Consider the following 23,131-nt stretch of genomic DNA (forward strand, 5'->3'; position numbering starts at 1 on the left):
AAGGGATCCTTCCATGCCGCTGACTCCAGCTGATGTGCACAATGTCGCGTTCAGCAAGCCGCCGATCGGTAAGCGGGGCTACAACGAAGACGAGGTCGATGCGTTTCTAGACCTTGTCGAGCAAGAGTTGTCGCGCCTGATCGAGGAGAACGCCGATCTTCGGCAGCGAGTAGGTGAGCTCGACAAGGAGCTCGCCGATGCGAAGAAGGCTCCGCGTCCCGCCGGCGCAGCGCAGGCACCTGCGCCCAAGGCCGAGCCCGCGCGTGTCGTCGAGCAGCCCAAGGCACCGGCGCCTGCCCCGGCCCCGACCGCTGCGCAGGCAGCCCCTCAGGGAGCGGATGCTCACATGCAGGCCGCCAAGGTCCTCGGCCTGGCTCAGGAGATGGCGGATCGTCTCACCAGTGATGCGAAGACCGAGTCCGAGCAGCTGCTGGGTAGCGCTCGCACCAATTCGGAGCAACTGGTCAGCGATGCGCGTCAGCGTTCTGAATCGATGATTGCGGACGCTCGTCAGAAGTCCGAGGCGCTGATCACCGACGCGCAGACCCGTTCCGAGACCCAGCTGCGGCAGGCCAAGGAGAAGGCTGACGCACTGCAGGCCGACGCGGAGAAGAAGCACACCGAGATCATGGCCACGATCAACCAGCAGCGTTCGGTACTGGAGGGTCGTATCGAGCAGCTCAAGACCTTCGAGCGCGAGTACCGCGTGCGGCTGAAGTCGTACCTGGAGTCGCAGCTCGAGGAGCTGGAGCAGCGTGGGTCTGCGGTTCCGGTGGACGGTGGTCAGGATTCGTTCGCACAGGGCGGATCACAGTCGAATTACAGCCAGTCCTACGCCAAGGGCAATAGCTGACTGAGCGTGCAGTAGTTGCCCAGCCAGCGGCCCGGATAGAGGTTGAGCCGTGCTGGTCGTGACACTCGTTCTTGCAGCGGTAGGGTTCGGCCTTCTGGTGGTCGCTCTGATGACCGGTTCGGTCATCTGGGCCTGGGGATGCATCGTGGTGTGCGTCGCGGGTGCAGTGCTGCTGCTGGTCAGTGCCCTCGCCGGCAGGCGGACGGCGGCAGGACCCGGCCGCGACACCGATTCCGTTCCGCCATCGACCACGTCCGGTGAATCGGCGAACCGGTCCCATGGCGGCGAGGGCGACTAGACTGCGTGCAGCGAGCAATTTCAGATCGAAACCACGGCGTCGATCCGGCTATCACCGGGGAGCCTTCGGAAGAACGGCCGGTAAGCCGGCTCAGTAGAACCGAACGGGTGGGCCCGTCACAGCCCGTTAGTGAGTGGCATTCCCGTCGGAGTGCAAGCGGGGTGGTACCGCGGTGGTGACGCAGGAGGCGTCCCCGTCGTCCCCGTGCCGAGTACGTCAGGCACGAGGAGATCGCGGTGAGCACCACAAGTAACGTCACCAACAGCAACGAGTCCTACCCGAAGGTCGATTACGGCGTTCAGCAGGATACGGGCGTCAAGTTCCCTCAGGTGGAGCAGCGTGTGCTGGCAGGTTGGGACGAGGACGACACCTTCCGGGCGTCCGTGACGCAGCGTGACGGCGACGAAGAGTTCGTCTTCTATGACGGCCCGCCGTTCGCCAACGGTCTTCCGCACTACGGTCACCTACTGACCGGGTATGTCAAAGACCTGATCCCGCGTTTCCAGACGATGCGCGGCAAGAAGGTCGAGCGCCGGTTCGGGTGGGACTGCCACGGCCTTCCGGCCGAACTCGAGGCGGAAAAGCAGCTCGGCATCAAGGACAAATCCGAGATCGACGTCATGGGTCTCGAGAAGTTCAACGAGTACTGCAAGTCCTCGGTTCTGCGGTACACCGACGAGTGGCGCGACTACGTCACCCGCCAGGCAAGGTGGGTCGACTTCGACAACGATTACAAGACCCTGGACCTCGACTTCATGGAGTCGGTCATGTGGGCGTTCAAGGAGCTGTTCGACAAGGGGCTGATCTACCAGGGCTTCCGGGTGCTGCCGTACAGCTGGTACGAGCAGACGCCGCTGTCGAATCAGGAGACCCGACTCGACGACGCGTACAAGATGCGTCAGGACCCGGCCGTCACCGTCGACATGCCGCTGCGCGGTGAGGGCCCGCTGGACGGCGCGAACGCGATCATCTGGACCACGACGCCCTGGACGCTGCCGTCCAACCTCGCGGTCGCGGTGCATCCCGACATCGACTACGTACAGGTATCGGGGCTCGACGGGAAGCGCTATGTGCTCGCCCGGGATCGTCTGAGCCACTATGCCCGTGAACTCGGTGACTCGCCGGAGGTGCTGTCCGAACACAAGGGGGCCGATCTCATCGGTCTGCACTACGATCCGCCGTTCGATTTCTTCGCCGGCCACGAGAACGCGCATCGCGTCATCTCCGCGGAGTACGTCACCACGGAATCCGGTACCGGGATCGTGCACATGGCCCCGGCTTTCGGTGAGGAGGACTACGACTACTGCCTCCGCAACGGCATCGAATTGGTCCAGCCGCTCGACGCGGGTGGCAAGTTCACGTCGATGGTCCCGCCTTACGAGGGACTTCAGGTGTTCGACGCCAACCCGGCGATCATCAAGGACCTCAAGGCTGCTGGAAAGTTGCTGCGGCACGAGACGATTGAGCACTCGTATCCGCACAGCTGGCGCAGCGGGCAGCCGCTCATCTACATGGCGGTCCCGTCGTGGTTCGTCGCGGTCACCAAATTCCGCGATCGAATGGTCGAGCTGAACCAGGAGATCACCTGGGTACCCGAGCACATCCGTGACGGACAGTTCGGCAAGTGGCTCGAGGGTGCCCGCGACTGGAACATCAGCCGTAACCGGTACTGGGGCAGCCCCATCCCGGTGTGGGTGTCCGACGACCCGGCGTACCCGCGGACCGATGTGTACGGCTCGCTCGACGAACTCGAGCGCGACTTCGGCGTGCGGCCGAGCGATCTGCACCGGCCGATGATCGACGAGCTCGTCCGTCCCAACCCGGACGATCCGACGGGAAAGTCGATGATGCGTCGAGTTCCCGAGGTACTCGACTGCTGGTTCGAATCCGGGTCGATGCCCTACGCGCAGGTGCACTACCCCTTCGAGAATCGCGATTGGTTCGATAGCCACTTCCCGGGTGACTTCATCGTCGAATACAACGGTCAGACTCGCGGATGGTTCTATACCCTCCACGTGCTCGCGACCGCGCTGTTCGATCGTCCCGCGTTCAAGACCGTTGCGGCGCACGGCATCGTGCTCGGCGACGATGGACTGAAGATGAGCAAGTCGAAGGGCAACTACCCGGATGTCAAGGAGGTGTTCGAGCGCGACGGCTCGGACGCCATGCGGTGGTTCCTCATGTCTTCGCCGATCCTGCGGGGCGGAAACCTCGTGGTCACCGAACAAGGCATCCGCGAGGGTGTGCGGCAGGCGCTGCTGCCGTTGTGGAACGCGTGGAGCTTTCTGCAGCTGTATGCGCCGAAGCCGGGCCAGTGGCGGACCGATTCGACCAACGTCCTCGACCGGTACATCCTCGCGAAATTGGCCGGCACCAGGGACGTGATCACCGATGCGCTCGAGACGAACGACATCGCCGGCGCGTGTGACGAACTGCGCACGTTCTGTGATGCATTGACCAATTGGTATGTACGCCGTTCGCGTTCGCGGTTCTGGAGTGAGGACGCCGAGGCGGTCGACACCCTGCACGCGGTGCTCGAGGTGGTCACCCGTCTCTCCGCTCCCTTGCTCCCACTGATCACCGAGGTGATCTGGCGGGGGCTGACCGGCGGCCGGTCGGTGCATCTCGCGGACTGGCCTGCCCAGGGTGAACTGCCGGCGGATCCGGAACTGGTGTCGGCGATGGACGAGGTCCGGTCGGTGTGCTCGACGGTGCTCGGTTTGCGGAAGGCGCAGAACCTGCGGGTGCGGTTGCCGCTGCCCGAGGTGACGGTGGCCGCCGACGACGCGGAGCGCCTGCGTCCGTTCCTGGGACTGATCGCCGACGAGGTCAACGTGAAGAAGGTCGACCTGACGACGGATGTGGACGTGCACGGCCGTTTCGAGCTCGTCGTCAACGCGCGCGCCGCGGGGCCGCGTTTGGGCAAGGACGTGCAGACCGTGATCAAGGCCGTGAAGTCGGGTGAGTGGTCGGAGAATGCGGACGGGGTCGTCACCGCGGCGGGGATCGAATTGCTGCCCGAGGAGTACACGCAGCGGCTCGTGGCGGCCGAACCCGAGTCGACCGCCGCACTGCCGGGTGGTGCCGGTCTGGTGGTTCTCGACTCGGCCGTTACCGAGGAACTGGAAGCCGAGGGCTGGGCGAAGGACCGCATCCGCGAGTTGCAGGACGCGCGCCGGGCAGCAGGCCTCGACGTATCGGACCGCATCACCGTGGTGCTCGAGGTTCCGGCCGAACGGCGGGACTGGGCACGTGCTCACCGCGATCTGATCGCGGGCGAGATCCTCGCGGTCGAGCTCGAACTCGCCGACGCGCCCGCCGACGCGGTCGAGCTCGGTGAGGGTGTGCGGGCGGCCATCTCCAAAGTGTGAGCTGTCGGACCGGGCGGGTACGTTGCACCAGGTGAGCCGTCGATGGGTGCTGCACCTCGACATGGACGCGTTTTTCGCCTCGGTCGAGCAGCTCACCCGGCCGACGCTTCGTGGCCGCCCGGTGCTCGTCGGTGGGCTCGGCGGCCGTGGGGTGGTCGCCGGGGCCAGTTACGAGGCGCGGGTGTTCGGAGCCCGCTCCGCGATGCCGATGCACCAGGCCCGGCGGCTCGTCGGGCCCGGTGCCGTCGTGTTGCCGCCGCGCGGTCGGCTGTACGGCATGTTGAGCAAGTCCGTGTTCGATGCGGTGCGTGGTCCCATGCCCGTGCTCGAGCAGCTGTCGATGGACGAGGCCTTCGGTGAACCGGCAGAGTTGGCCGGGGCGGATGCGGCCATGGTGCGCAGGTACTGCGAGGACCTGCGGGCCCTGGTGTTCGAAGAAACCGGACTGGTCGCATCGATCGGTGCGGGATCCGGCAAGCAGGTGGCCAAGATCGCGTCCGGTCTGGCCAAACCGAACGGAATCACCGTCGTCGCGCCGGAAGAACAGCACGCGCTGCTCGACGGGCTGCCGGTGCGGAAGTTGTGGGGCATCGGTCCCGTCGCCGAGGACAAGCTCAAACGCCTCGGCATCGAGACGATCGGAAGTTTCGCGCGCACTCCCGAAGCCGAGGTCGCGTCCATTCTCGGCACCACGATCGGCCCGGGCCTGCACCGGCTGGCGCGGGGCATCGACAATCGGCCCGTCGCCGAGCGGGCCGAGTCGAAACAGGTCAGTGCCGAGACCACCTACGCCACCGACATTGTCACGCTCGCGGAACTGCGGGGAGCGGTCGAGTCGAGTGCTGGTTCCGCATTCGCACGCCTGCAGAAGGACGGCCGGGCGGCGCGAACAGTGGTGCTGAAGCTGAAGAAGGCGGATATGAGCATCGTCACCCGGTCGGTCACCTTGCCCTACGCCACGCTGGACCGTCCCACCCTTGTCGCCGCGGCTCAGCGACAGGTGATCGACCCTCTCGAACTCGGTCCCGTGCGCCTCGTCGGGGTCGGCTTCGCCGGTCTGTCGACGGTGCGGCAAGGTTCGCTGTTTCCCGAACTCGATCTGGACGTGCCCGGCTATCGGGACTCGGCGGCGGCACAGGCCGAAGGCGGCGCGGTGTCGCCCGTGCAGCCGATCCCGGCACGCGAGGCCGAGCGACGATGGCATCCGGGTCTCGATGTGATGCATCCCGACTTCGGGCACGGTTGGGTCCAGGGCGCGGGGCAGGGTGTCGTGACCGTCCGATTCGAAACGCGCACAACTGGTCCCGGTGTGGCGCGCACCTTCAAGGAGAACGACGAGCAACTCGCGCAAGCGGGAGTGGAGGGCTCCCTCGCCTGAGGTTCGGGCCAGCCGGGGACAGGGTGCAGGGCGGCTCGGCGAGAAGGTAGCCTCGGGGACTGGTGCTTACCCTTGGGTAATGTTGCCCCAGGATGCAGCACTACGATGCTGAGTTCGCCCGAGAACGAACACCCGAGAATGAAGAGGTTATTCAGTTGAAGCTTCGTAAGATCACGGTTGCCGCAGTAGCGATCGCCGCAGCCCTCACGATGTCCGCCTGTGGTTCGGACGACAGCAACACGGCGACCAAGACCACGACCACCACGACTTCCGCAGCCGAGACCTCGGAAGCCATCGAGGTGCCCACCGCCGCCGAACTCAACGCTCTGCTCGTCAAGGGCCTCGACCCCAACACCCCCCTCGAGGAGAAGTCGGCCATGGTCGAGGGTTCCGAGCAGGATCCCCAGCTCATCAACCAGGTCGCCGCTGCCGCCAAGGCGAACAACGCCGAGGTCACCGTGCTCGACCCGGTCATCGACAACGGTGACGGCACCGCCAGTGGCCAGCTGCAGCTGACCGTCAACGGCCAGGTTCAGCAGGGTGGTGTGCCTGCGATCTTCATCCCGGGCGAGAACGGACAGTGGAAGCTGTCGAAGGTCACCGCATGCCAGATCGTTTCGCTTGCGCAGCTGACCTCGCCTGCCTGCCCCGCCTGATCGGAGGCGGTGCGGTCCGGACGGATCGCTAGAGTTTCGATACCGATGCCGGCGTCCCTTCGCGGGACGCCGGCATCGGTCGTTCCTGGCCGGAGCCGGCCGCTCAGCCGGCCGGGGCGGGCGCGAGCTTGCTCGCGGCGGCCTGCGTCATCTTCTCGAAGACGCCCTCGTCGATCGGCTCCTGCCCGGTGGCCACCAGTTGGGTCACTGTGCTTCCGGCAACCGCAACGGCCACATCCGAGACGAGGCTGAAGCCGTCACTCGTGGTGACGAGTCGGAAGCCTACCGATGCGTCGCCCGCCGGATGTCCGTCCCGGCCGCCGGCCCGGTACTGCACATCAACGCCGTCGGCGTCCGTTCCCGAGTAGTCGCTGCATTGCGCGAGGGTTGTCTGGATGTCGGTGAACGCTTGGGCGGCTTCGGCAGCCGTGGCGTAACTCGCCGCATCCTGGTCGATGGTCGTGAAGTCGGGGCCCTGAAACCAAGCGGACGCCGACGATGCGGCGCCGGGATGCTGATCTGCAACAGGAGACAGGACGGCGCCGCACAGGGCCGGGTCGGTGCTCGATTTGTCGGACTCCGCAGTTTCGGAGGCCGGCGGGAGTCCGAGGTCCTTTTCCGGGTCGGCGACCGGGGCGAACCCGACGGGAAGGTCACGGACGTCGAGCAGTGCAGCGCGCAGCGCGGCCTGGTCGATGAACGGAGCACCGGAGGCCCCGGGTGACGCGGTCACGATCGGGCCGAGCGGCCCAAGGAACTCGTCCGGTCCCGATTCGCCGTCCGCGGTCGACGAGCACGCCGACACGGCGAGGGCGGTGAGGACGGCGGCAGTCGTTGACCTGCGCATCAGGACACCCACTGCACACGGTTCGACGTGGTCTGGCGCAGAAGGGTGGCGCCGTCCGGATCGCTGTATTGCTGTTCGCCGGACACGGTCACCGTCCCGGCGACAGGCAGCGGGAGGCCGAGATCGACGGTCATCGTGCCCGCCCCCTGCATGATGTACCGGTCGACGTTGAGCGTCCCGGCCTCACCGGGGAGCTGCCAGATCGGCGACTGCGGTTTCTGGTCGACTGTGTAGTCGATGGTCAACCGGTTCCCGTCGCGGGCAGTGAGGGTGGCGACCGTCGTTTGATCGAGCGCGATGCCGCTCATGACCTTCTGGTGGATGGTCCACTGCGCTCCCACCCCGACAGGTTCGGCTGGAAAGGCGATCATGCGGTACACGGCCTGGTAGAAGGCCTGCTCGATCGCGGAGCGCGCGATGTCCTGGGCCTCGGCGGCCGGGCGGAGGCGAAGCGCGGTGATCGCACCGGTCGAATCGACGGTGAAGCCGGCTCCGGACCCCATGGTCGCCTCGAGGGCGCTGCCCAGACGTTGGTCCGGGCTCGTCACGTCGCCGAGCGTGAGGTCGAGCGCGGTGGCGCCGTCGGCGTCGTCGGTCGGGCGCGTGACGACTGCGGTGAGGGGAACGGTGATCTCGGGGGAGGAGAAGTCCTGGACCGGCTGATCGTCGATCCGCTGGAATACCTCGGCGCCCGTGGTCAGCCGCACCTGCTGCATGACGTCCTCCGCCTGCCGGCGCTGAATCACCTCACGCGGCTCGTCACCGGGCCGGGTCAGTTGGACGGTCGTCGCGGAGATGGGAACCGTCACCTCGGCGGTGGTGGATGTGGTCCCCGCGGGACTGGCCTGGGAGGAGTCGTCGTCACTTCCACAGCCCGCGGCCAGAGCGATCAGGGAGAGTGTTGCGGCGAGTAGAGCGGAACCGGGTCGCGAAGCTTTCGAGAACAGTGGCACGCCCCCAGGCTAGTGGGCACGGGAGCACATGAACGGCGGCTTGCCCGCGTAGTGGATGATGGACGGGTGAGTCAAGACCCCGCGGCCGAGAACGACACCGCCGCCGAAGACCCGAACGACAGTGCCACGTCCACCGCAGCAGCACCCTCGTCCACGCGCTATGAGCGCATGCCGCTGCTGTTCGCGATCGCCGGTGTAGTACTGGTCACCGACCTGGTGACCAAGGTGCTCGCCGTCGCCAACATCGCGCCGGGGGAGTCGGTTCCCGTGATCGGCGACGTCGTCACGCTGCGGCTCGTGCGCAACCCGGGTGCCGCGTTCTCGATGGCCACGGGTATGACGTGGTTGCTCACGCTCGTGGCCGTCGGTGTGGTGGTCGGTGTCGTGCGCATCGGGCGGACTCTGCGGTCACCGTGGTGGGCGCTCGGTCTGGGACTCGTCCTCGGTGGTGCTCTCGGCAACCTCGTCGACCGGTTCTTCCGCGCGCCGGGAGTGATGCAGGGACACGTCGTCGACTTCGTCTCCGTCGGCTGGTGGCCCGTGTTCAACGTGGCCGACTCCGGCATCGTGTGTGGTGCGGTGTTACTCGTTGTGCTCACCCTGATCGGCCTGGAACCGGACGGAACACGTAAGGCGGTGGAGAAGAAGTGAGGGAAACTCGGTCGATGCCGGTCCCGGACGGGCTCGACTCGATGCGGGTCGACGCCGGCCTCGCGCGACTGCTCGGGCTCTCGAGAACCGCCGTCGCGCAGCTCACCGAGGACGGCTCGGTTCTCGTCGACGGAGCGCCGGTCGGGAAGTCCGATCGCCTGTCCGCCGGCACCTGGCTGGAGGTGGAATTGCCGGAGCCGCCGCGCCCCCTGACGATCGAGGCGGAACCCGTCGAAGGTATGGAAATTCTGTACGCCGACGAGGACGTGGTCGCCGTCGACAAGCCCGTGGGGGTGGCCGCGCACGCAAGTGTGGGCTGGACCGGTCCCACGGTGATCGGCGGCCTGGCCGCCGCAGGTTTCCGGATCTCGACCTCGGGTGCACACGAACGTCAGGGCATCGTCCATCGGCTCGACGTCGGCACGTCGGGCGTGATGGTGGTGGCCACGTCGGAACGCGCGTACACGCTTCTCAAGCGTGCGTTCAAGCAGCGGACCATCGACAAGCGGTACCACGCCCTCGTGCAGGGCCACCCCGATCCGAGTAGCGGAACCATCGACGCACCGATCGGCAGGCATCGCAGCAACGACTGGAAATTCGCGGTCACCGCGGACGGCAAGCCCAGCATCACGCACTACGACACCGTCGAAGCGTTCCAGGCGGCGAGCCTGCTGGACATTCACCTCGAGACGGGGCGGACCCACCAGATCCGCGTGCACTTCGCGGCGTTGCGGCATCCCTGCTGCGGCGACCTCACCTACGGCGCGGACCCGCGACTGGCGGAACGGCTCGGTCTCGAGCGCCAATGGTTGCACGCCCGATCGCTCGGTTTCGCGCATCCGGCGGACGGGCGGTGGGTGGAGATCACCTCCAAGTATCCGAAAGACCTCGAGGATGCTCTCGAGGTTCTCCGGTCCAGCTGAGGTGAACCGCGGCCGCCCGACTGGAGTCGCCGCCGCGATCGGTGTCACGATCGCCCTGGTGTTCCTCCTGGTGATCGCGCTGGGGATCACCAATCCGGTTCGGACCCGGCTCGTCACGTCCGACGCTCTCGGTCCCGACAACGGGGAGCTGGTGTCCGATTATCTGGTACGTGCGTCCCGTTCGCTGGAACAACCCCTCGGGAACGAGCACTGGGCGCTGGTGTCGTTCACCTTGCCGGTGTCCTCTGAGACCGTGCTCGAGGTCGCGGCCGCCGTACGGGTGTCACAGTTGCTGTTCCGGCTTCCACTCGACCGCGTCCAGACGCCGCTCGTGCCGGTCTCGGTCGCCTCGGGCGACGCGGCGATCGAGCGCGCCCACGTCCTGGCGTCCGGCCGGGTTCAGAGGATGACCGGTGAGACGGTCCGGCAGGGAGAGATTGCCGAGGTGTCCTCCGAGAAGTTCGCGCAGAACTGTGCCTGCGTGATCGCCATCGTGGTCCGCGGGGACCTCGACCGGTTGAGGGAACTGCAGTCGGCCTCGGCGGTCCGCGCCGTCGAGGCACTACACACCGACGCGGTGTTCGGACGTTTCGCGATACGGCCACTCCTGCCCGAGCAGGGCGAGACAGTGACGCCCGGACCCGACGACGGTGCGGTGTCCGGAGGCGGTTCGTGAAGGCGCGGAAGACGGAGACCGTCGGCGTGGCCTGCGGAGTCGGCGCCTACGTGCTCTGGGGTGCGTTTCCCGCGTTCTTCGGCGTTCTCGGCCCGGCAGGCTCGGTGGAGATCCTCGCCCACCGGGTGGTGTGGACGCTGGCGCTGATGCTCGTGGTGTTGTGGGTGTCCGGGCGAATCCGCTCGCTGCGCGGACTCGGTGTCCGGACCTGGCTGCTCGTGGCCGCCGCGTCGGCGTTGATCGCGGTCAACTGGGGCACGTACATCTATGGCGTGACGTCGGACCGGGTGGTCGAGACCGCGCTCGGGTACTTTGTCAATCCGCTGGTGAGCGTTCTCCTGGGTGTCGTGATCTTCCGGGAGCGTCTGGTGCCCGCGCAGATCGTAGCCCTCGCGCTCGCCGCCGCGGCGGTCGTCGTGATCACCGTCGACTACGGACATCCGCCGTTCATCGCCCTCACTCTGGCGCTGTCCTTCGCGCTCTACGGCCTCTGCAAGAAGGTGATGCCGCTCGACCCGAGAACCAGCCTCACCGCGGAAGGCATCGTCGCCGGACCGATCGCACTCGGCTATCTCGTATTCCTCGCAGTCGCGGGTACCGGCACGTTCCTCGGGCACGGGCCGGGCCACAGCCTGCTCCTCATCGCCGCAGGCCCGGTGACCGCGCTTCCGCTGCTGTTGTTCGGCGCTGCGGCGCAACGGGTGCCGCTGCGCACCCTCGGCATGTTGCAGTACTTGACGCCGGCCCTGCAGATGGTGTGGGGCGTGGCTGTCCTGCACGAGGACATGCCGGCCTCCCGGTGGATCGGTTTCGCGTTGATCTGGCTGGCGCTTGCGATCTTCACAACCGATGCGCTGGTGCGGGTCCGGCGCGGCCGACGTACCCTCCGATCGTCACAGGAGCCAGTCCAGTAACTCTCGTCACGAGTTCGCCGACACCCCGTCGCGGCGACCGGTGGTGTCGGTCCGAGGGCCTACACTCGTGAGGCTCCCAGACCTTCAGAGAGGCGCACGTGGCTGACTCGTTCGTACATCTGCACAATCACACCGAGTACTCGATGCTCGACGGTGCGGCCAAGGTCGGCCCCCTGTTCGAAGAGGCCGAGCGGCTGGGGATGTCGGCGGTAGGGATGACCGACCACGGCAACATGTACGGCGCCAGCGAGTTCTACAACGTGGCGAAGAAGCAGGGCATCAAGCCGATCATCGGTATCGAGGCCTATGTCGCTCCGGAATCGCGCTTCAACACCAAAAGGGTTCTGTGGGGTGACCGCAGCCAGAAGTCGGACGACGTCTCCGGTAGCGGTGCGTACACCCACATGACGATGGTCGCGGAGAACGCAACCGGTCTGCGGAACCTGTTCAAGCTGTCCTCGCTCGCGTCGATCGAGGGTCAACTCGGCAAGTGGGCGAGGATGGACGAAGAGCTCATCGCCACCCACCACGAGGGCATCATCGCGACCACGGGCTGCCCGTCCGGTGAGATCCAGACACGGCTGCGACTCGGCCACGACCGGGAGGCCCTCGAGGCCGCCGCCAAGTGGCAGGAGATCTGGGGCAAGGACAATTTCTTCCTCGAGCTGATGGACCACGGACTGTCGATCGAGCGACGGGTTCGTGAGGGCCTGCTCGAGATCAGCAAGAAACTCGAGATTCCGCCGCTCGCCACCAACGACTGCCACTACGTCACCAAGGAAGCCGCGGAGAACCACGAGGCCCTCCTGTGCATCCAGACCGGTAAGACGCTGTCCGACCCCACCCGGTTCAAGTTCGACGGCGACGGCTACTACCTGAAGTCGGCCGCGGAGATGCGGGCCCTGTGGGACGACCAGGTGCCCGGCGCGTGCGACAACACATTGCTGATCGCCGAGCGGGTCCAGTCGTACGACGACGTGTGGGCGCATCACGACCGGATGCCGATCTTCCCGGTCCCCGAGGGCGAGACTCAGGGCACCTGGCTGCGCAAGGAGGTCATGCGCGGACTGGACCGTCGGTTCCCCGACGGACCGCCGGAGGAGTACCTCGCCCGCGCCGATTACGAGATCGGCGTCATCCTCGAAATGGGTTTCCCCGCTTACTTCCTCGTCGTCGGTGACCTCATCAACCACGCGCGTGAGGTCGGCATCCGAGTCGGTCCCGGCCGAGGTTCCGCCGCGGGGTCGCTCGTCGCCTACGCGATGGGTATCACCAACATCGATCCGATCCCGCACGGTCTGCTGTTCGAGCGGTTCCTGAACCCCGAGCGCGTCTCCATGCCCGATATCGATATCGACTTCGACGACCGCCGTCGCGGCGAGATGGTGCGCTACGCGACGGACAAGTGGGGCAGCGACCGCGTCGCCCAGGTCATCACGTTCGGCACCATCAAGACGAAGGCGGCCATCAAGGACTCCGCCCGGGTCCAGTTCGGCCAGCCCGGTTTCGCGATCGCGGACCAGATCACCAAGGCGCTGCCGCCGCCGATCATGGCCAAGGACATCTCGGTGTCGGGCATCACCGATCCGGATCACGAGCGCTACAAGGAAGCGGTGGAGGTTCGCGCCCTCATCGACTCCAACCCGGACGTCGCGAAGATCTATCAGACTGCCAAGGGCCTCGAAGGCCTGATCCGCAACGCGGGCGTCCACGCCTGCGCGGTGATCATGTCGTCCGAACCGCTGATGGACGCCATCCCCGTGTGGAAGCGCGCCCAGGACGGCGCCATCATCACCGGCTGGGACTACCCGTCGTGCGAGGCCATCGGCCTGCTGAAGATGGACTTCCTCGGACTGCGGAACCTCACCGTCATCGGTGACGCCATCGACAACATCAAGGCCAACCGGGGCATCGACCTGGACCTCGACACGTTGCCGCTCGACGACCCGGCAACGTACGAATTGCTGTCGCGGGGTGACACTCTCGGTGTCTTCCAGCTCGATGGTAGCGCTATGCGCGATCTGCTTCGACGCATGCAGCCCACCGGGTTCGAGGACATCGTCGCGGTGCTCGCGTTGTACCGGCCCGGTCCGATGGGCATGAACGCGCACAACGACTATGCCGACCGCAAGAACGGTCGCCAAGAGGTCAAGCCCATTCACCCGGAGCTCGAGGAGCCTCTGAAGGAGATCCTCGCCGACACCTACGGCCTTATCGTCTACCAGGAGCAGATCATGCAGATCGCTCAGAAGGTGGCCGGGTACTCGCTCGGACAGGCAGACATTCTCCGTCGAGCCATGGGTAAGAAAAAGCTCTCGGTCCTGGAGGAGGCGTACGCCGGTTTCCGCGAGGGCATGCTCGCCAACAACTTCTCCGAGCCCGCGATCAAGGCGCTGTGGGACACCATCCTTCCGTTCGCCGGTTATGCCTTCAACAAGTCCCACGCCGCCGGTTACGGACTGGTGTCGTTCTGGACCGGATACCTCAAGGCCAACTATCCCGCCGAGTACATGGCCGGCCTGCTCACATCGGTGGGTGACGACAAGGACAAGGCCGCCATCTACCTGGCGGACTGCCGCAAGATGGGGATCACGGTGCTGCCGCCCGACGTGAACGAGTCGGAAGTCAACTTCGCCTCGGTCGGTGAAGACATTCGTTTCGGCATGGGCGCGGTACGCAACGTCGGTGCCAATGTGGTGGCGTCGATCATCAAGGCGCGCAAGGAGAAGTCCAAGTTCGTGGATTTCTCGGACTACCTCAACAAGATCGATGCCGCGGCCTGCTCCAAGAAGGTCACCGAATCGTTGATCAAGGCTGGGGGGTTCGACTCGCTGGGCCATCCCCGCAAGGGGCTCATGCTCGTCCACGCCGATGCGATCGACGCGGTGATGGGCACCAAGAAAGCTGAGGCCATCGGCCAGTTCGACCTGTTCGGGGGCGACGACGCCGACGAATCGATCTCCTCGGTGTTCAACGTCAAGATTCCCGACGAGGAATGGGACAGCAAGCACAGGCTGGCATTGGAGCGGGAAATGCTGGGCCTCTACGTCTCCGGGCATCCGCTCAACGGCGTCGAGCACGTCCTGTCCGCCCAGTCCGACACAGCGATTCCCACCATTTTGGAAGGCGATGTCAAGGACGGTACCCAGGTCACGGTCGGCGGCATTCTCGCCTCGGTGAATCGGCGGATCAACAAGAATGGTCTGACGTGGGCGTCGGCGCAGCTCGAGGATCTTTCGGGTGGTATCGAGGTGCTGTTCTTCCCGCAGGCGTACTCCGTGTACGGGATGGATGTCACCGAGGACTCCGTCGTCCTCGTCAAGGGGCGGGTGTCGGTGCGTGACGACCGGATTTCACTCATTGCGAATGACCTTGCAGTGCCGGATCTTTCGGCCGTCGGTGTCGCGAAGCCGTTGGCGGTGAGCCTCCCGCTGCGCCAGTGCACCAAAGACAAGCTGGGCGCGCTCCGGCAGGTACTGACGCGGCACCCGGGGACGTCCGATGTGCACGTGCGTTTGATCGGCGGAACCGAAATCACGCTGTGGAAGGTGGACGACGTGCTGCGCGTGGAGCCGTCTTCGGCGTTGATGGGCGACCTCAAGGCGCTGCTGGGGCCCAGCTGTCTGTCGGTGTGAGCTACTCGGGTGGGGCGTCGGGGAAGAGTCGGCGTACCCACCAGACCACCACCGCGACGGCGGCGGCGGTGAGCACGGCCACCTGCGCTGTCTCGGTGACGGCGAGGACAGCCACAAAGACCAGCAACCCGACGGCGACGGCTTCGAGTTTGTAGAGGGGCCACGCGGTACCGGCAAGGTCCACCGTGCGGGGAGTGCGGTGGCTGACCGAGACATGAGCAATCGGCGTGTCGGATGTCGTCATCGCGGGTTCACCTCGCTGTTCGTAGATCCGTGCGTGACGATCAGGGTACGCGCAACTGTGAGTTCGGTCCAACGAACACTCGCTGCCAGCCGTTGGTTCGGGGCGTTCGGTGGCGCGTTCTCGGCGGTCGGGGTTCACTGGACGCATGCCACTCACAGGTGAATACGAACCCAGTCCGTCCAAGTGGGCCGCAGATCAGGCGGAGTTGATCGAATCGAGCGACGGCACCAAAGGTACGACGCTCAATGGACGGCCAGTCGTGCTGTTGACCACCCGCGGTGCGAAATCCGGGAAGCTTCGCAAGACACCGCTGATGCGCGTCGAGCACGACGGCACCTACGCGGTGGTGGCGTCCCTGGGAGGCGCTCCGAAGAACCCGGTCTGGTACTACAACGTGAAGGCCGATCCGCACGTCGAGCTCCGGGACGGACAGCGCAAGCAGGACATGGTGGCGCGGGAGGTAACCGGCGAGGAGAAGACCGCCTGGTGGGAGCGTGCAGTCGCCGCGTACCCCGACTACGCCGAATATCAGAAGAACACGGACCGGGAAATTCCCGTGTTCGTTCTCGAGCTCGCCTGAGAATTCGCCCCGGCTGGTACTGCGGGCTGCCGTGGTGGGAACATATTCGGGTGTCCACATCGCCCGATACCGCAGCCCGAAACATCACCTCGCCCCTGACAGTGGGCGAGATCGACGCGGCGATCGAGCGAATTTCCCACGTGATCGACGCGACGCCGCTGCAGTGGAGCGAGCGACTGTCGGCGCTCACCGGCGCGAATGTCTACCTCAAGCGTGAGGACCTCCAGGTGGTCCGCTCCTACAAGCTGCGCGGCGCCTACAACCTGATGGCCCAGCTCGCCCCGGGCGAACGTGCGGCGGGAGTGGTGACGGCCAGCGCGGGCAACCACGCGCAAGGGGTCGCATTCGCCTGTCGCGCAATGGGAATCGTCGGACGAATCTATGTTCCGTCTAATACGCCGAAGCAGAAGCGCGATCGTATCCGCGCGCACGGCGGAGAATTCGTCGAACTCATCTTGACGGGGGAGACCTACGACGCCGCGGCTGCTGCTGCCGCAGCCGATGTACTGCGCACCGGTGCCACGATGGTCCCGCCGTTCGACGACGCACGCACTGCGGCGGGCCAAGGGACGATCGCCGCCGAGATCCTCGCGCAGCTCGAAACGGTTCCCGACACCGTGGTCGTTCCGGTCGGGGGCGGCGGCTGCATCGCCGGTATGGCGACGTATCTGCGCGCCCATGCGCCCCGCACTGCCCTCGTCGGTGTGGAGCCGACCGGCGCGGCGTCGATGACGGCCGCCTTGGTGGCCGGTGCTCCGGTGACGTTGTCGGAGATCGATCCGTTCGTCGACGGTGCCTCGGTGAAGCGCGTCGGTGACCTGCCGTTCGCTGTCGTGTCCGCGCTCGGCGCCGAGGTGGTCTCGCACACGGCTCTGCTGCAGGCCGATGGGTCGACGATCCGGCTCGATCCGGAAAGTTTCGTCATGACGAATCTCGACGAGGGTGCCTTGTGCACCACCATGCTCGAGATGTATCAGAACGAGGGCATCATTGCGGAGCCGGCGGGTGCCCTGTCCGTCGCTGCGCTCGGCAACATCACGTTCGAGTCCGGTTCGACCGTGGTGTGCCTCGTCTCGGGCGGCAACAACGACGTCTCCCGGTATGGCGAGATTCTGGAACGCTCGCTGGTGCATCTCGGTCTCAAGCACTATTTCCTCGTCGACTTTCCGCAGGAACCGGGCGCGCTGCGCCGATTCCTCGACGAGGTACTCGGTCCGGAGGACGACATCACGTTGTTCGAGTACGTCAAGCGGAACAACCGTGAGACCGGCGCGGCGCTGGTGGGTATCGAACTCGGGAGTGCGGACGGACTCGGCGACCTGCTCGAGCGGATGGAGCACTCGCAGATGCAGGTGGAGCGGTTGGAACCGGGCAGCCCGGCGTACCGCTACCTGACCTGAGTTACTCCTGGAGCAGTCGCTCCACGACCTTGCCGTACAACTCGGGTTCGGGCAGGGGGAGTCCGAGTAGTGCGGCGAGGTAGATTCCGTCGCCGACCAGTCGGACGATCTCGGCCTGCACCGGGTCGTCGATTTCGCTCTGGAGACCTTCGTCCCAGCCGCGCATGACCTCGATGACCGCGCGCTGGATCTCGTCGTGCTGCCCGTCGACGCTGCGCAGTGCGGCGATCGTGGATCGATAGAGTGCCAGCTCTTCGGTTGTGCTCGCATCCGGAACCTGCAAGTACCACTCGGACAGCGAGGTGCCGCCGGAGACGGCGTCGGCGAGCTGGGCGTCGGCGCGCTCGCCGAGGCGGCGCACCATCGCCGCCAAGAGTGCCTCTTTGCTGGGGAAGTGGTACAGCAGACCGCCCTTGGAGACCCCCGCCTCGGCGGCGACCGACTCGAGCGTCACCTGAGCGATTCCCACGTCGAGTAACAGCTTTTCGAGGGCGTCGAGTATTCGATCGCGCGTACCGGCAGCCATGGAGAGGCACTGTACCTGGAAAACGACTTTACCGTCCGGACGGTTCACGGTACAGTAGCCGACTGTACCGGCTGGACGGTTTACCTACCGTGCCGGCCCTCCAAGGGAAAGTCGCAGGAAAACCATGTCTGTCTCCATGGATCGCGGGATCAACGACGCCTTCGGCGCGCCGGATCAGGCATCCGCTTCGCGCCGAGACTGGCTCGGACTCGTCGTTCTAGCCTTCGCTGTACTGCTCATCGCCGTCGACGGCACGGTGCTCGATCTCGCGCTGCCCTTCATCAGTGCCGACCTCGAGCCGAGCAGCACCCAGCTGCTGTGGATCATCGATGTCTACTCTTTCGTGCTCGCCGGTCTGCTGATCACGATGGGCACCCTCGGCGACCGCATCGGCCGTCGGCGCCTCCTGCTCGTGGGTGCTGCCGGGTTCGGTGTGGCCTCGTTGATCGCGGCGTGGGCGCCGACCCCGGAGATGCTCATCGCGGCCCGAGTGCTGCAGGGCGTTTCCGGCGCAACCCTCATGCCGGCGACGCTCGGGCTCATCAGGACGATCTTCGCCGACCCCCGCGAACGCACGCTGGCAATCGGTGTGTGGGGTGCGATGGCCGGCGGCGGAACCGCGGCGGGCCCCCTGATCGGTGGCTGGCTTCTCGAGCACTTCTGGTGGGGTTCTGTGTTCCTGATCAACATCCCGGTGATGGCCGTCCTCATCGTCGCCGGACCGCTCGTGATCCCCGAGTCGAAGGATCCGGCCCCCGGCCGCTTCGACCTGTTCGGCGCTGCGCTGTCGATGTCGACGATGCTGCCGCTCGTGTACGCGGTGAAGGAAACGGTGGTGCATGGGTTCGACCCGGTACTCCTCGCGATCGGGCTGGTGGGCCTGGTCTCGGGCGTTGCATTCGTACGCAGGCAGCGCGCCATGCAGGATCCGATGATCGACGTCGGACTGTTCGCCAAGCCGGCCTTCTCCACGGCGGTGCTCACGAACCTGCTGTCCATCTTCGCCCTGGCCGGTGTGCTGTTCTTCGGTTCCCAGTATCTACAGCTGGTGTTGGGTAACACCGCATTGGAATCGGGTGTGCTGATGCTGCCCGGAATGCTGCTGAGTGCTGTCACCGCGCTCGCCGCCGCCTGGATGGTGGGCAGGTGGCGGACATCCCACGTCCTCGGAGGCGGTCTCGCGGTCGCCGGACTGGGTGCGGCGCTGATGCTGACACTGAGTGTCGACGGTGCGCCCACGATGTTCGTCATCGGCTTCGCGCTCGCAGGCGCCGGTGTCGGCATTGCGCTGACCCTGACATCCGATCTCGTCGTCAGCGCCGTCGAGCCGGAGCGGGCGGGCGCCGCCTCGGCCGTGTCCGAGACGGCCTACGAACTCGGCGTGGCGTTGGGTGTCGCGGTCTTGGGCAGCGTGGTGATGGCCCTCTTCCGCGGCGGCCTCGATACGTCGATGCTGGAACCGGAACGAGTGGACGCCGCCCGAGGCACGCTCGGTGCTGCGGTCGCCGAAGCCGACCATCTTCCGGAGATGGCGCGCTCGGTGTTCCTCGAGTCGGCGCAAACCGCGTTCGTCGACGGCATGCACGTTGCGGCAGGCGCCACCGCGTTGATCCTGTTCGCCACCGCGGTGCTGGTGCTTCGGATGCTGCGTGGCGGTCAGACCGAGGTGACCGCACTCGAGGCGTCGAGCACCACGAACGAGTGACCCGGCACTACCGTCGCTGACGCGGTCTCGTCCTGCTTCGGCGGCTCCCACCACAACACGGGGGAGCCGCCGACCGGCACGGTCACCGGGTCCGACCCGAGATTGCACGCGAGACGCAGCGCACCGCGGTGCACTACGATCCAGCGGTCGTCCTCGTCGTAGTCGACGGACAGGTCGTCGAGCCACGGGTCGGTCAGCTCGATGCGTTCACGTCGCAGACGAAGCAACGCGCGATAGCAGTCGAGTATCCGGGAGTGTGGTGCACGCCCCCGTTCTTCCCAGTCGAGTTTCGAGCGCTCGAAGGTCTGCGGGTCCTGCGGGTCCGGGACATCCTCGGTGCTCCAGCCGTGCTCGGCGAACTCGGCCTTGCGACCCTCCGCCGTGGCCCGTGCCAGCTCGGGCTCGGGATGCGAGGTGAAGAACTGGAACGGTGTGCTCGCCCCCCACTCCTCACCCATGAACAGCATGGGCGTGAACGGCGAGCACAACACGAGCGCCGCCTTCACGGCCAGCTGCCCGGAGTCGAGATAGGCGCCCGGGCGGTCGCCGGTCGCCCGATTGCCCACCTGGTCGTGTGTGCAGGTGTAGGTGACCAGTGCGCTGGCCGGAATCTGCCGGGTGTCCAGACGGCGTCCGTGGATGCGCCCTCGGAATGTCGAGTATGTTCCGGCGTGAAACCAGCCCTGGCGCAGTGTTTCCGACAGGCACGCGAGCGATCCGAAGTCACCGTAATAGCCTTGCCGCTCGCCCGACACCGCGGCATGGACGGCGTGATGCAAGTCGTCGTCCCACTGCGCGTCGAGGCCGTATCCACCGGCAGAGCGCGGCGTGATCAATTTCGGATCGTTCAGATCACTTTCCGCAATGAGGGTCAGCGGCCGACCCAGATGGGCAGAAAGGCGGCGGGTCTCGACAGCCAGTTGTTCGAGAAGGTGGGTCGCGGTGTGCTCGACGAGCGCGTGGACCGCGTCGAGACGCAGTGCGTCGATATGGAACTCTTCGAACCAGCGGAGCGCATTGTCGATGATGTAGCGCCGTACGTGGTCGCTGGAAGGACCGTCCAGATTGATGCTGCGACCCCACGTGTTCGCGCCCTGCGCCAGGTAAGGGCCGTAGCGGTCGAGGTAATTTCCGGACGGTCCCAGATGGTTGTAGACCACATCGAGTACCACCCCGAGCCCGCGGGCATGGCAGGCGTCGACCAGGGCCTGCAAGCCGTCGGGACCTCCGTATGCCTCGTGCACGGTGTACCAGAGGACGCCGTCGTATCCCCAGTTATGGGTTCCGTTGAAACCATTGACCGGCATCACTTCCACGAAATCGACACCGAGCTCGACGAGGTGGTCGAGCTTGTCGACCGCAGCGGCGAAGGTCCCTTCCGGCGTGAAGGTTCCGATGTGCAGTTCGTAGATGGCGGCCCCGGCGAGCTGGCGACCGTTCCACCGCGAGTCCGTCCACGCGTCCCGGTCGAGGGTGTGCAGCTGAGACGGTGCGTGCACACCGTCGGGTTGGCGCGGCGAACGGGGGTCGGGGAGGGCGGTGTCGTCCTCGTCGAGAAGGAACGCGTACCGGGAGTCGGCAGACGCCTCGACATCCGCTCGCCACCAGCCGTCGGGCGACCGTGTCATGTCGTGACGTCGGCCGTCGACCTCCACGCGAACAGCTGTCCGAATCGGGGCCCATACCTCGAAAGTGTGCACCCGATAAGCATGCCTTGCCCTCGTGCGCCGTGCAGGGTTGTCTGCTCGGGCCGGCCTGATGACGAGCTGCTACAGCTCGATGCCCTCGGATCAGTTGCATCACCCGCACGTTCACACGAAATTGAAAGCGGGGGGCAGTGCAATCACTGCAAGAGCAGCCCAGCCGCCGTACACGGGCAGGTAGCTGGTCTGCCAGCGCTCGACGGCGCCGAACCCGCACCGACCGCGGACGAAACTGAGGCCGAGTCGAACCGACCAGACCAGATTCACCAACAACACCAAGTTCAGGCCGAGCGCGGTCACCTTGTTCGGTGTGAAACCGAACTCTGCAATGCGACTGGCCATGGCGGTCAGCATCAGCACGTCGACGGCGAGTGCACTGACAACGAGGACGAGTTGCAGCTTGTCGAAGAGATCAGGAGGTGCGAGCGGGTCACGCGCGGAGATCGCGTACAGCAGCAGACCCAGGACGATCACGAGAATCAGATCCATCAGGATGAGCAGATCTCGGTCGACGCCGACGACGCTGCGGGCCGCCGCGAACGCCGCCAGCAGGGCGAGCAGCATGAGGGTCGTGAGTGGCGTGAACACGCGAGTGAGCACGGGAGCGATGTTCTCGATGACGTTCTGCTTCGCCTCGACCAGCCAGGCGGCCACGAGAAGTGCACCTGCCGCGCCGAACGGCAGTATCCACTGCTCGACGACCCACTCGACATCCAGGTCCAGGGATGCGAATGCGCCGACCGTCAGGCCGATCAGCACGCCGCCACCGAGGGCGAGCAAGGTCATGTAGACAACCCATTCACCGGTGAACCGGACAAAATCCATGCGTCGTCGGTGGGATCGCCAGTCGCCACCGACATAGGCCAGACCGACGACGAACCACAGCGCAATCGGCGCGTGAATCGCGGCGATGACCTCCGTCGACCCGTTATCGACGAAGGGAAAGAGATTCAGTAGCAGTGCTGCCACCGCGAAGGGAGCAACGAGTGCTGCGGCGCCGCGCACTGTCATCTTCCGTTTCCATGCGAAGTATCCAGTCAGGAAAGGCAGCACGAACAGGCTGATGTTTCGCGCCAAGGCCAGTTCCGGGAGCCACTCCAGCCCGGCCTTGACAGCCAGTCCCGCACTGACGGCGAGAGCCAGGACCACGCTCAGTTCGCGTTTCGGTGGGGCGGTTTCGGGCTCCGAGGTGGCCGGCATCAGCATGAGTTGCTTCCACAACCGGTCGGAATGCTCGACTGCGAACTCACGCGAGATCGCATCGAGATTGCCCATGCGTTTGACGGCGACGAGAAACGCTTCGGCCGCGGTCAGCCCGACTGCGGACAGGTCAGAGACCTGGTCACGAAGATGACCTTCCATTTCGTCGATGTCGACACTCGAAATCACGCGGTGGCACCGGACGTAGCCGCGCCACTGGTCGATCTGCGACTCCAACTCGGCGTCGGTATTCATCACGAGCGCCCCTCGGCGACGGCGGGTGGCAGCTGAGCGGCTTGCCATACCTGGTGCAGGGCTTCCGCAACGACGGACCACTGCATGCGCCGGTCTGCGAGCATCTCCTTGCCGGAATCGGTAATTGCGTAATGCTTACGACGCCGACCGTTGTCGGCGGTTCGCCAGGTCGCCGAGACGTAACCCGACCGCTCGAGACGGTGCAGCAACGGGTACAGCATCCCGTCCGTCCATTGCATCCGCCCGCCCGACAACTCGTTGACGCGTTTGATGATGGCGTAACCATAGGACTCGCCGTCGGCGAGAATCCCGAGCACCAGCGGCGTTGCCGAGGCTGCTACCAGGTCCTTGTCGATGAACATC

At 65.8% G+C, this 23,131-nt stretch carries 20 protein-coding genes; 13 read left to right on the forward strand and 7 right to left on the reverse strand.

Annotated features, from left to right (window positions below):
- Positions 1 to 13 precede the first annotated feature (13 nt).
- The 5 genes from wag31 (at position 14) to NOF53_RS07745 (ending at position 6,556) form a co-directional block, all read left to right on the forward strand.
- Positions 14 to 853, forward strand: coding sequence for a DivIVA-like cell division protein Wag31 (gene wag31 / locus NOF53_RS07725; protein WP_255966942.1), 840 nt, complete (start codon positions 14 to 16; stop codon positions 851 to 853).
- A 49-nt stretch (positions 854 to 902) separates the two neighbouring features.
- The gene (locus NOF53_RS07730) at positions 903 to 1,151 is read left to right on the forward strand and encodes a hypothetical protein (protein WP_255966944.1); all 249 of its coding nucleotides are present in this window, start codon (positions 903 to 905) and stop codon (positions 1,149 to 1,151) included.
- A gap of 236 nt (positions 1,152 to 1,387) precedes the next feature.
- Positions 1,388 to 4,522 (forward strand): isoleucine--tRNA ligase, encoded by a 3,135-nt coding sequence (gene ileS / locus NOF53_RS07735; protein ID WP_255966946.1) that lies wholly within the window; start codon positions 1,388 to 1,390, stop codon positions 4,520 to 4,522.
- A 31-nt stretch (positions 4,523 to 4,553) separates the two neighbouring features.
- Complete coding sequence (locus tag NOF53_RS07740) at positions 4,554 to 5,900, forward strand: DNA polymerase IV (RefSeq protein WP_445263531.1); 1,347 nt, start codon at positions 4,554 to 4,556, stop codon at positions 5,898 to 5,900.
- 155 nt (positions 5,901 to 6,055) lie between these two features.
- The gene (locus NOF53_RS07745; protein ID WP_255966948.1) at positions 6,056 to 6,556 is read left to right on the forward strand and encodes a WKL family lipoprotein; all 501 of its coding nucleotides are present in this window, start codon (positions 6,056 to 6,058) and stop codon (positions 6,554 to 6,556) included.
- Positions 6,557 to 6,659: 103 nt separating this feature from the next.
- Here the strand turns inward: NOF53_RS07745 and NOF53_RS07750 are convergent, their stop codons facing one another.
- Positions 6,660 to 7,403 carry a sensor domain-containing protein gene (locus NOF53_RS07750; RefSeq protein WP_255966950.1) on the reverse strand — a complete coding sequence of 248 codons (744 nt, stop codon included), beginning with the start codon at positions 7,401 to 7,403 and terminating at the stop codon, positions 6,660 to 6,662.
- On the reverse strand, positions 7,403 to 8,356 hold the full coding sequence (locus NOF53_RS07755) for a hypothetical protein (protein WP_255966952.1): 954 nt from the start codon (positions 8,354 to 8,356) through the stop codon (positions 7,403 to 7,405). Before NOF53_RS07755 ends, NOF53_RS07750 begins: the two co-directional genes overlap by 1 nt.
- A 51-nt stretch (positions 8,357 to 8,407) precedes the next feature.
- Between NOF53_RS07755 and lspA the strand changes: the two genes are divergently transcribed.
- The 5 genes from lspA (at position 8,408) to dnaE (ending at position 15,155) form a co-directional block, all read left to right on the forward strand.
- Entirely contained in the window at positions 8,408 to 9,007 is a 600-nt protein-coding gene (gene lspA, locus NOF53_RS07760) for a signal peptidase II (RefSeq protein ID WP_255966954.1), read from the forward strand.
- Positions 9,004 to 9,930, forward strand: a complete 927-nt coding sequence (locus NOF53_RS07765) for an RluA family pseudouridine synthase (RefSeq protein ID WP_255966955.1) — start codon at positions 9,004 to 9,006, stop codon at positions 9,928 to 9,930. The genes lspA and NOF53_RS07765 overlap by 4 nt, the downstream gene beginning before the upstream one ends.
- Complete coding sequence (locus NOF53_RS07770; protein ID WP_255966957.1) at positions 9,902 to 10,606, forward strand: hypothetical protein; 705 nt, start codon at positions 9,902 to 9,904, stop codon at positions 10,604 to 10,606. The genes NOF53_RS07765 and NOF53_RS07770 overlap by 29 nt, the downstream gene beginning before the upstream one ends.
- Positions 10,603 to 11,520 (forward strand): EamA family transporter RarD, encoded by a 918-nt coding sequence (gene rarD / locus NOF53_RS07775; RefSeq protein WP_255966959.1) that lies wholly within the window; start codon positions 10,603 to 10,605, stop codon positions 11,518 to 11,520. The genes NOF53_RS07770 and rarD overlap by 4 nt, the downstream gene beginning before the upstream one ends.
- 98 nt (positions 11,521 to 11,618) lie before the next feature.
- Positions 11,619 to 15,155 (forward strand): DNA polymerase III subunit alpha, encoded by a 3,537-nt coding sequence (gene dnaE, locus NOF53_RS07780; RefSeq protein ID WP_255966961.1) that lies wholly within the window; start codon positions 11,619 to 11,621, stop codon positions 15,153 to 15,155.
- A gap of 1 nt (position 15,156) precedes the next feature.
- Here the strand turns inward: dnaE and NOF53_RS07785 are convergent, their stop codons facing one another.
- Entirely contained in the window at positions 15,157 to 15,399 is a 243-nt protein-coding gene (locus NOF53_RS07785) for a hypothetical protein (RefSeq protein WP_255966963.1), read from the reverse strand.
- 145 nt (positions 15,400 to 15,544) lie between these two features.
- Between NOF53_RS07785 and NOF53_RS07790 the strand changes: the two genes are divergently transcribed.
- Both NOF53_RS07790 and ilvA read left to right on the forward strand, forming a co-directional pair.
- Entirely contained in the window at positions 15,545 to 15,979 is a 435-nt protein-coding gene (locus NOF53_RS07790; RefSeq protein WP_255966965.1) for a nitroreductase family deazaflavin-dependent oxidoreductase, read from the forward strand.
- Between the two features lie 50 nt (positions 15,980 to 16,029).
- Positions 16,030 to 17,379, forward strand: coding sequence for a threonine ammonia-lyase IlvA (gene ilvA, locus NOF53_RS07795; RefSeq protein WP_255966967.1), 1,350 nt, complete (start codon positions 16,030 to 16,032; stop codon positions 17,377 to 17,379).
- A 1-nt stretch (position 17,380) separates the two neighbouring features.
- On the opposite strand, the gene NOF53_RS07800 is transcribed toward ilvA, so the two are convergent.
- Positions 17,381 to 17,905, reverse strand: coding sequence for a TetR/AcrR family transcriptional regulator (locus tag NOF53_RS07800; RefSeq protein ID WP_255966969.1), 525 nt, complete (start codon positions 17,903 to 17,905; stop codon positions 17,381 to 17,383).
- 124 nt (positions 17,906 to 18,029) lie between these two features.
- On the opposite strand from NOF53_RS07800, the gene NOF53_RS07805 reads away from it, so the two are divergent.
- Entirely contained in the window at positions 18,030 to 19,610 is a 1,581-nt protein-coding gene (locus tag NOF53_RS07805) for an MFS transporter (RefSeq protein ID WP_255966970.1), read from the forward strand.
- Here NOF53_RS07805 and treZ read toward each other — a convergent pair.
- The 3 genes from treZ to NOF53_RS07820 all read right to left on the reverse strand — a co-directional run bounded on the left by treZ (position 19,562) and on the right by NOF53_RS07820 (position 23,130).
- Positions 19,562 to 21,310: a malto-oligosyltrehalose trehalohydrolase gene (treZ, locus tag NOF53_RS07810; protein ID WP_255966971.1), complete on the reverse strand. Its 1,749-nt coding sequence runs from the start codon at positions 21,308 to 21,310 to the stop codon at positions 19,562 to 19,564. The two genes, NOF53_RS07805 and treZ, sit on opposite strands and share 49 nt — an antisense overlap.
- Before the next feature lie 111 nt (positions 21,311 to 21,421).
- The gene (locus tag NOF53_RS07815) at positions 21,422 to 22,768 is read right to left on the reverse strand and encodes a permease prefix domain 1-containing protein (protein ID WP_255967233.1); all 1,347 of its coding nucleotides are present in this window, start codon (positions 22,766 to 22,768) and stop codon (positions 21,422 to 21,424) included.
- On the reverse strand, positions 22,768 to 23,130 hold the full coding sequence (locus NOF53_RS07820) for a PadR family transcriptional regulator (RefSeq protein WP_255966978.1): 363 nt from the start codon (positions 23,128 to 23,130) through the stop codon (positions 22,768 to 22,770). Before NOF53_RS07820 ends, NOF53_RS07815 begins: the two co-directional genes overlap by 1 nt.
- Position 23,131 lies beyond the last annotated feature (1 nt).

This window comes from Rhodococcus tibetensis (assembly GCF_024438035.1).
In the GTDB taxonomy this organism is placed as follows: Bacteria; Actinomycetota; Actinomycetes; order Mycobacteriales; family Mycobacteriaceae; genus Rhodococcus_F; species Rhodococcus_F tibetensis.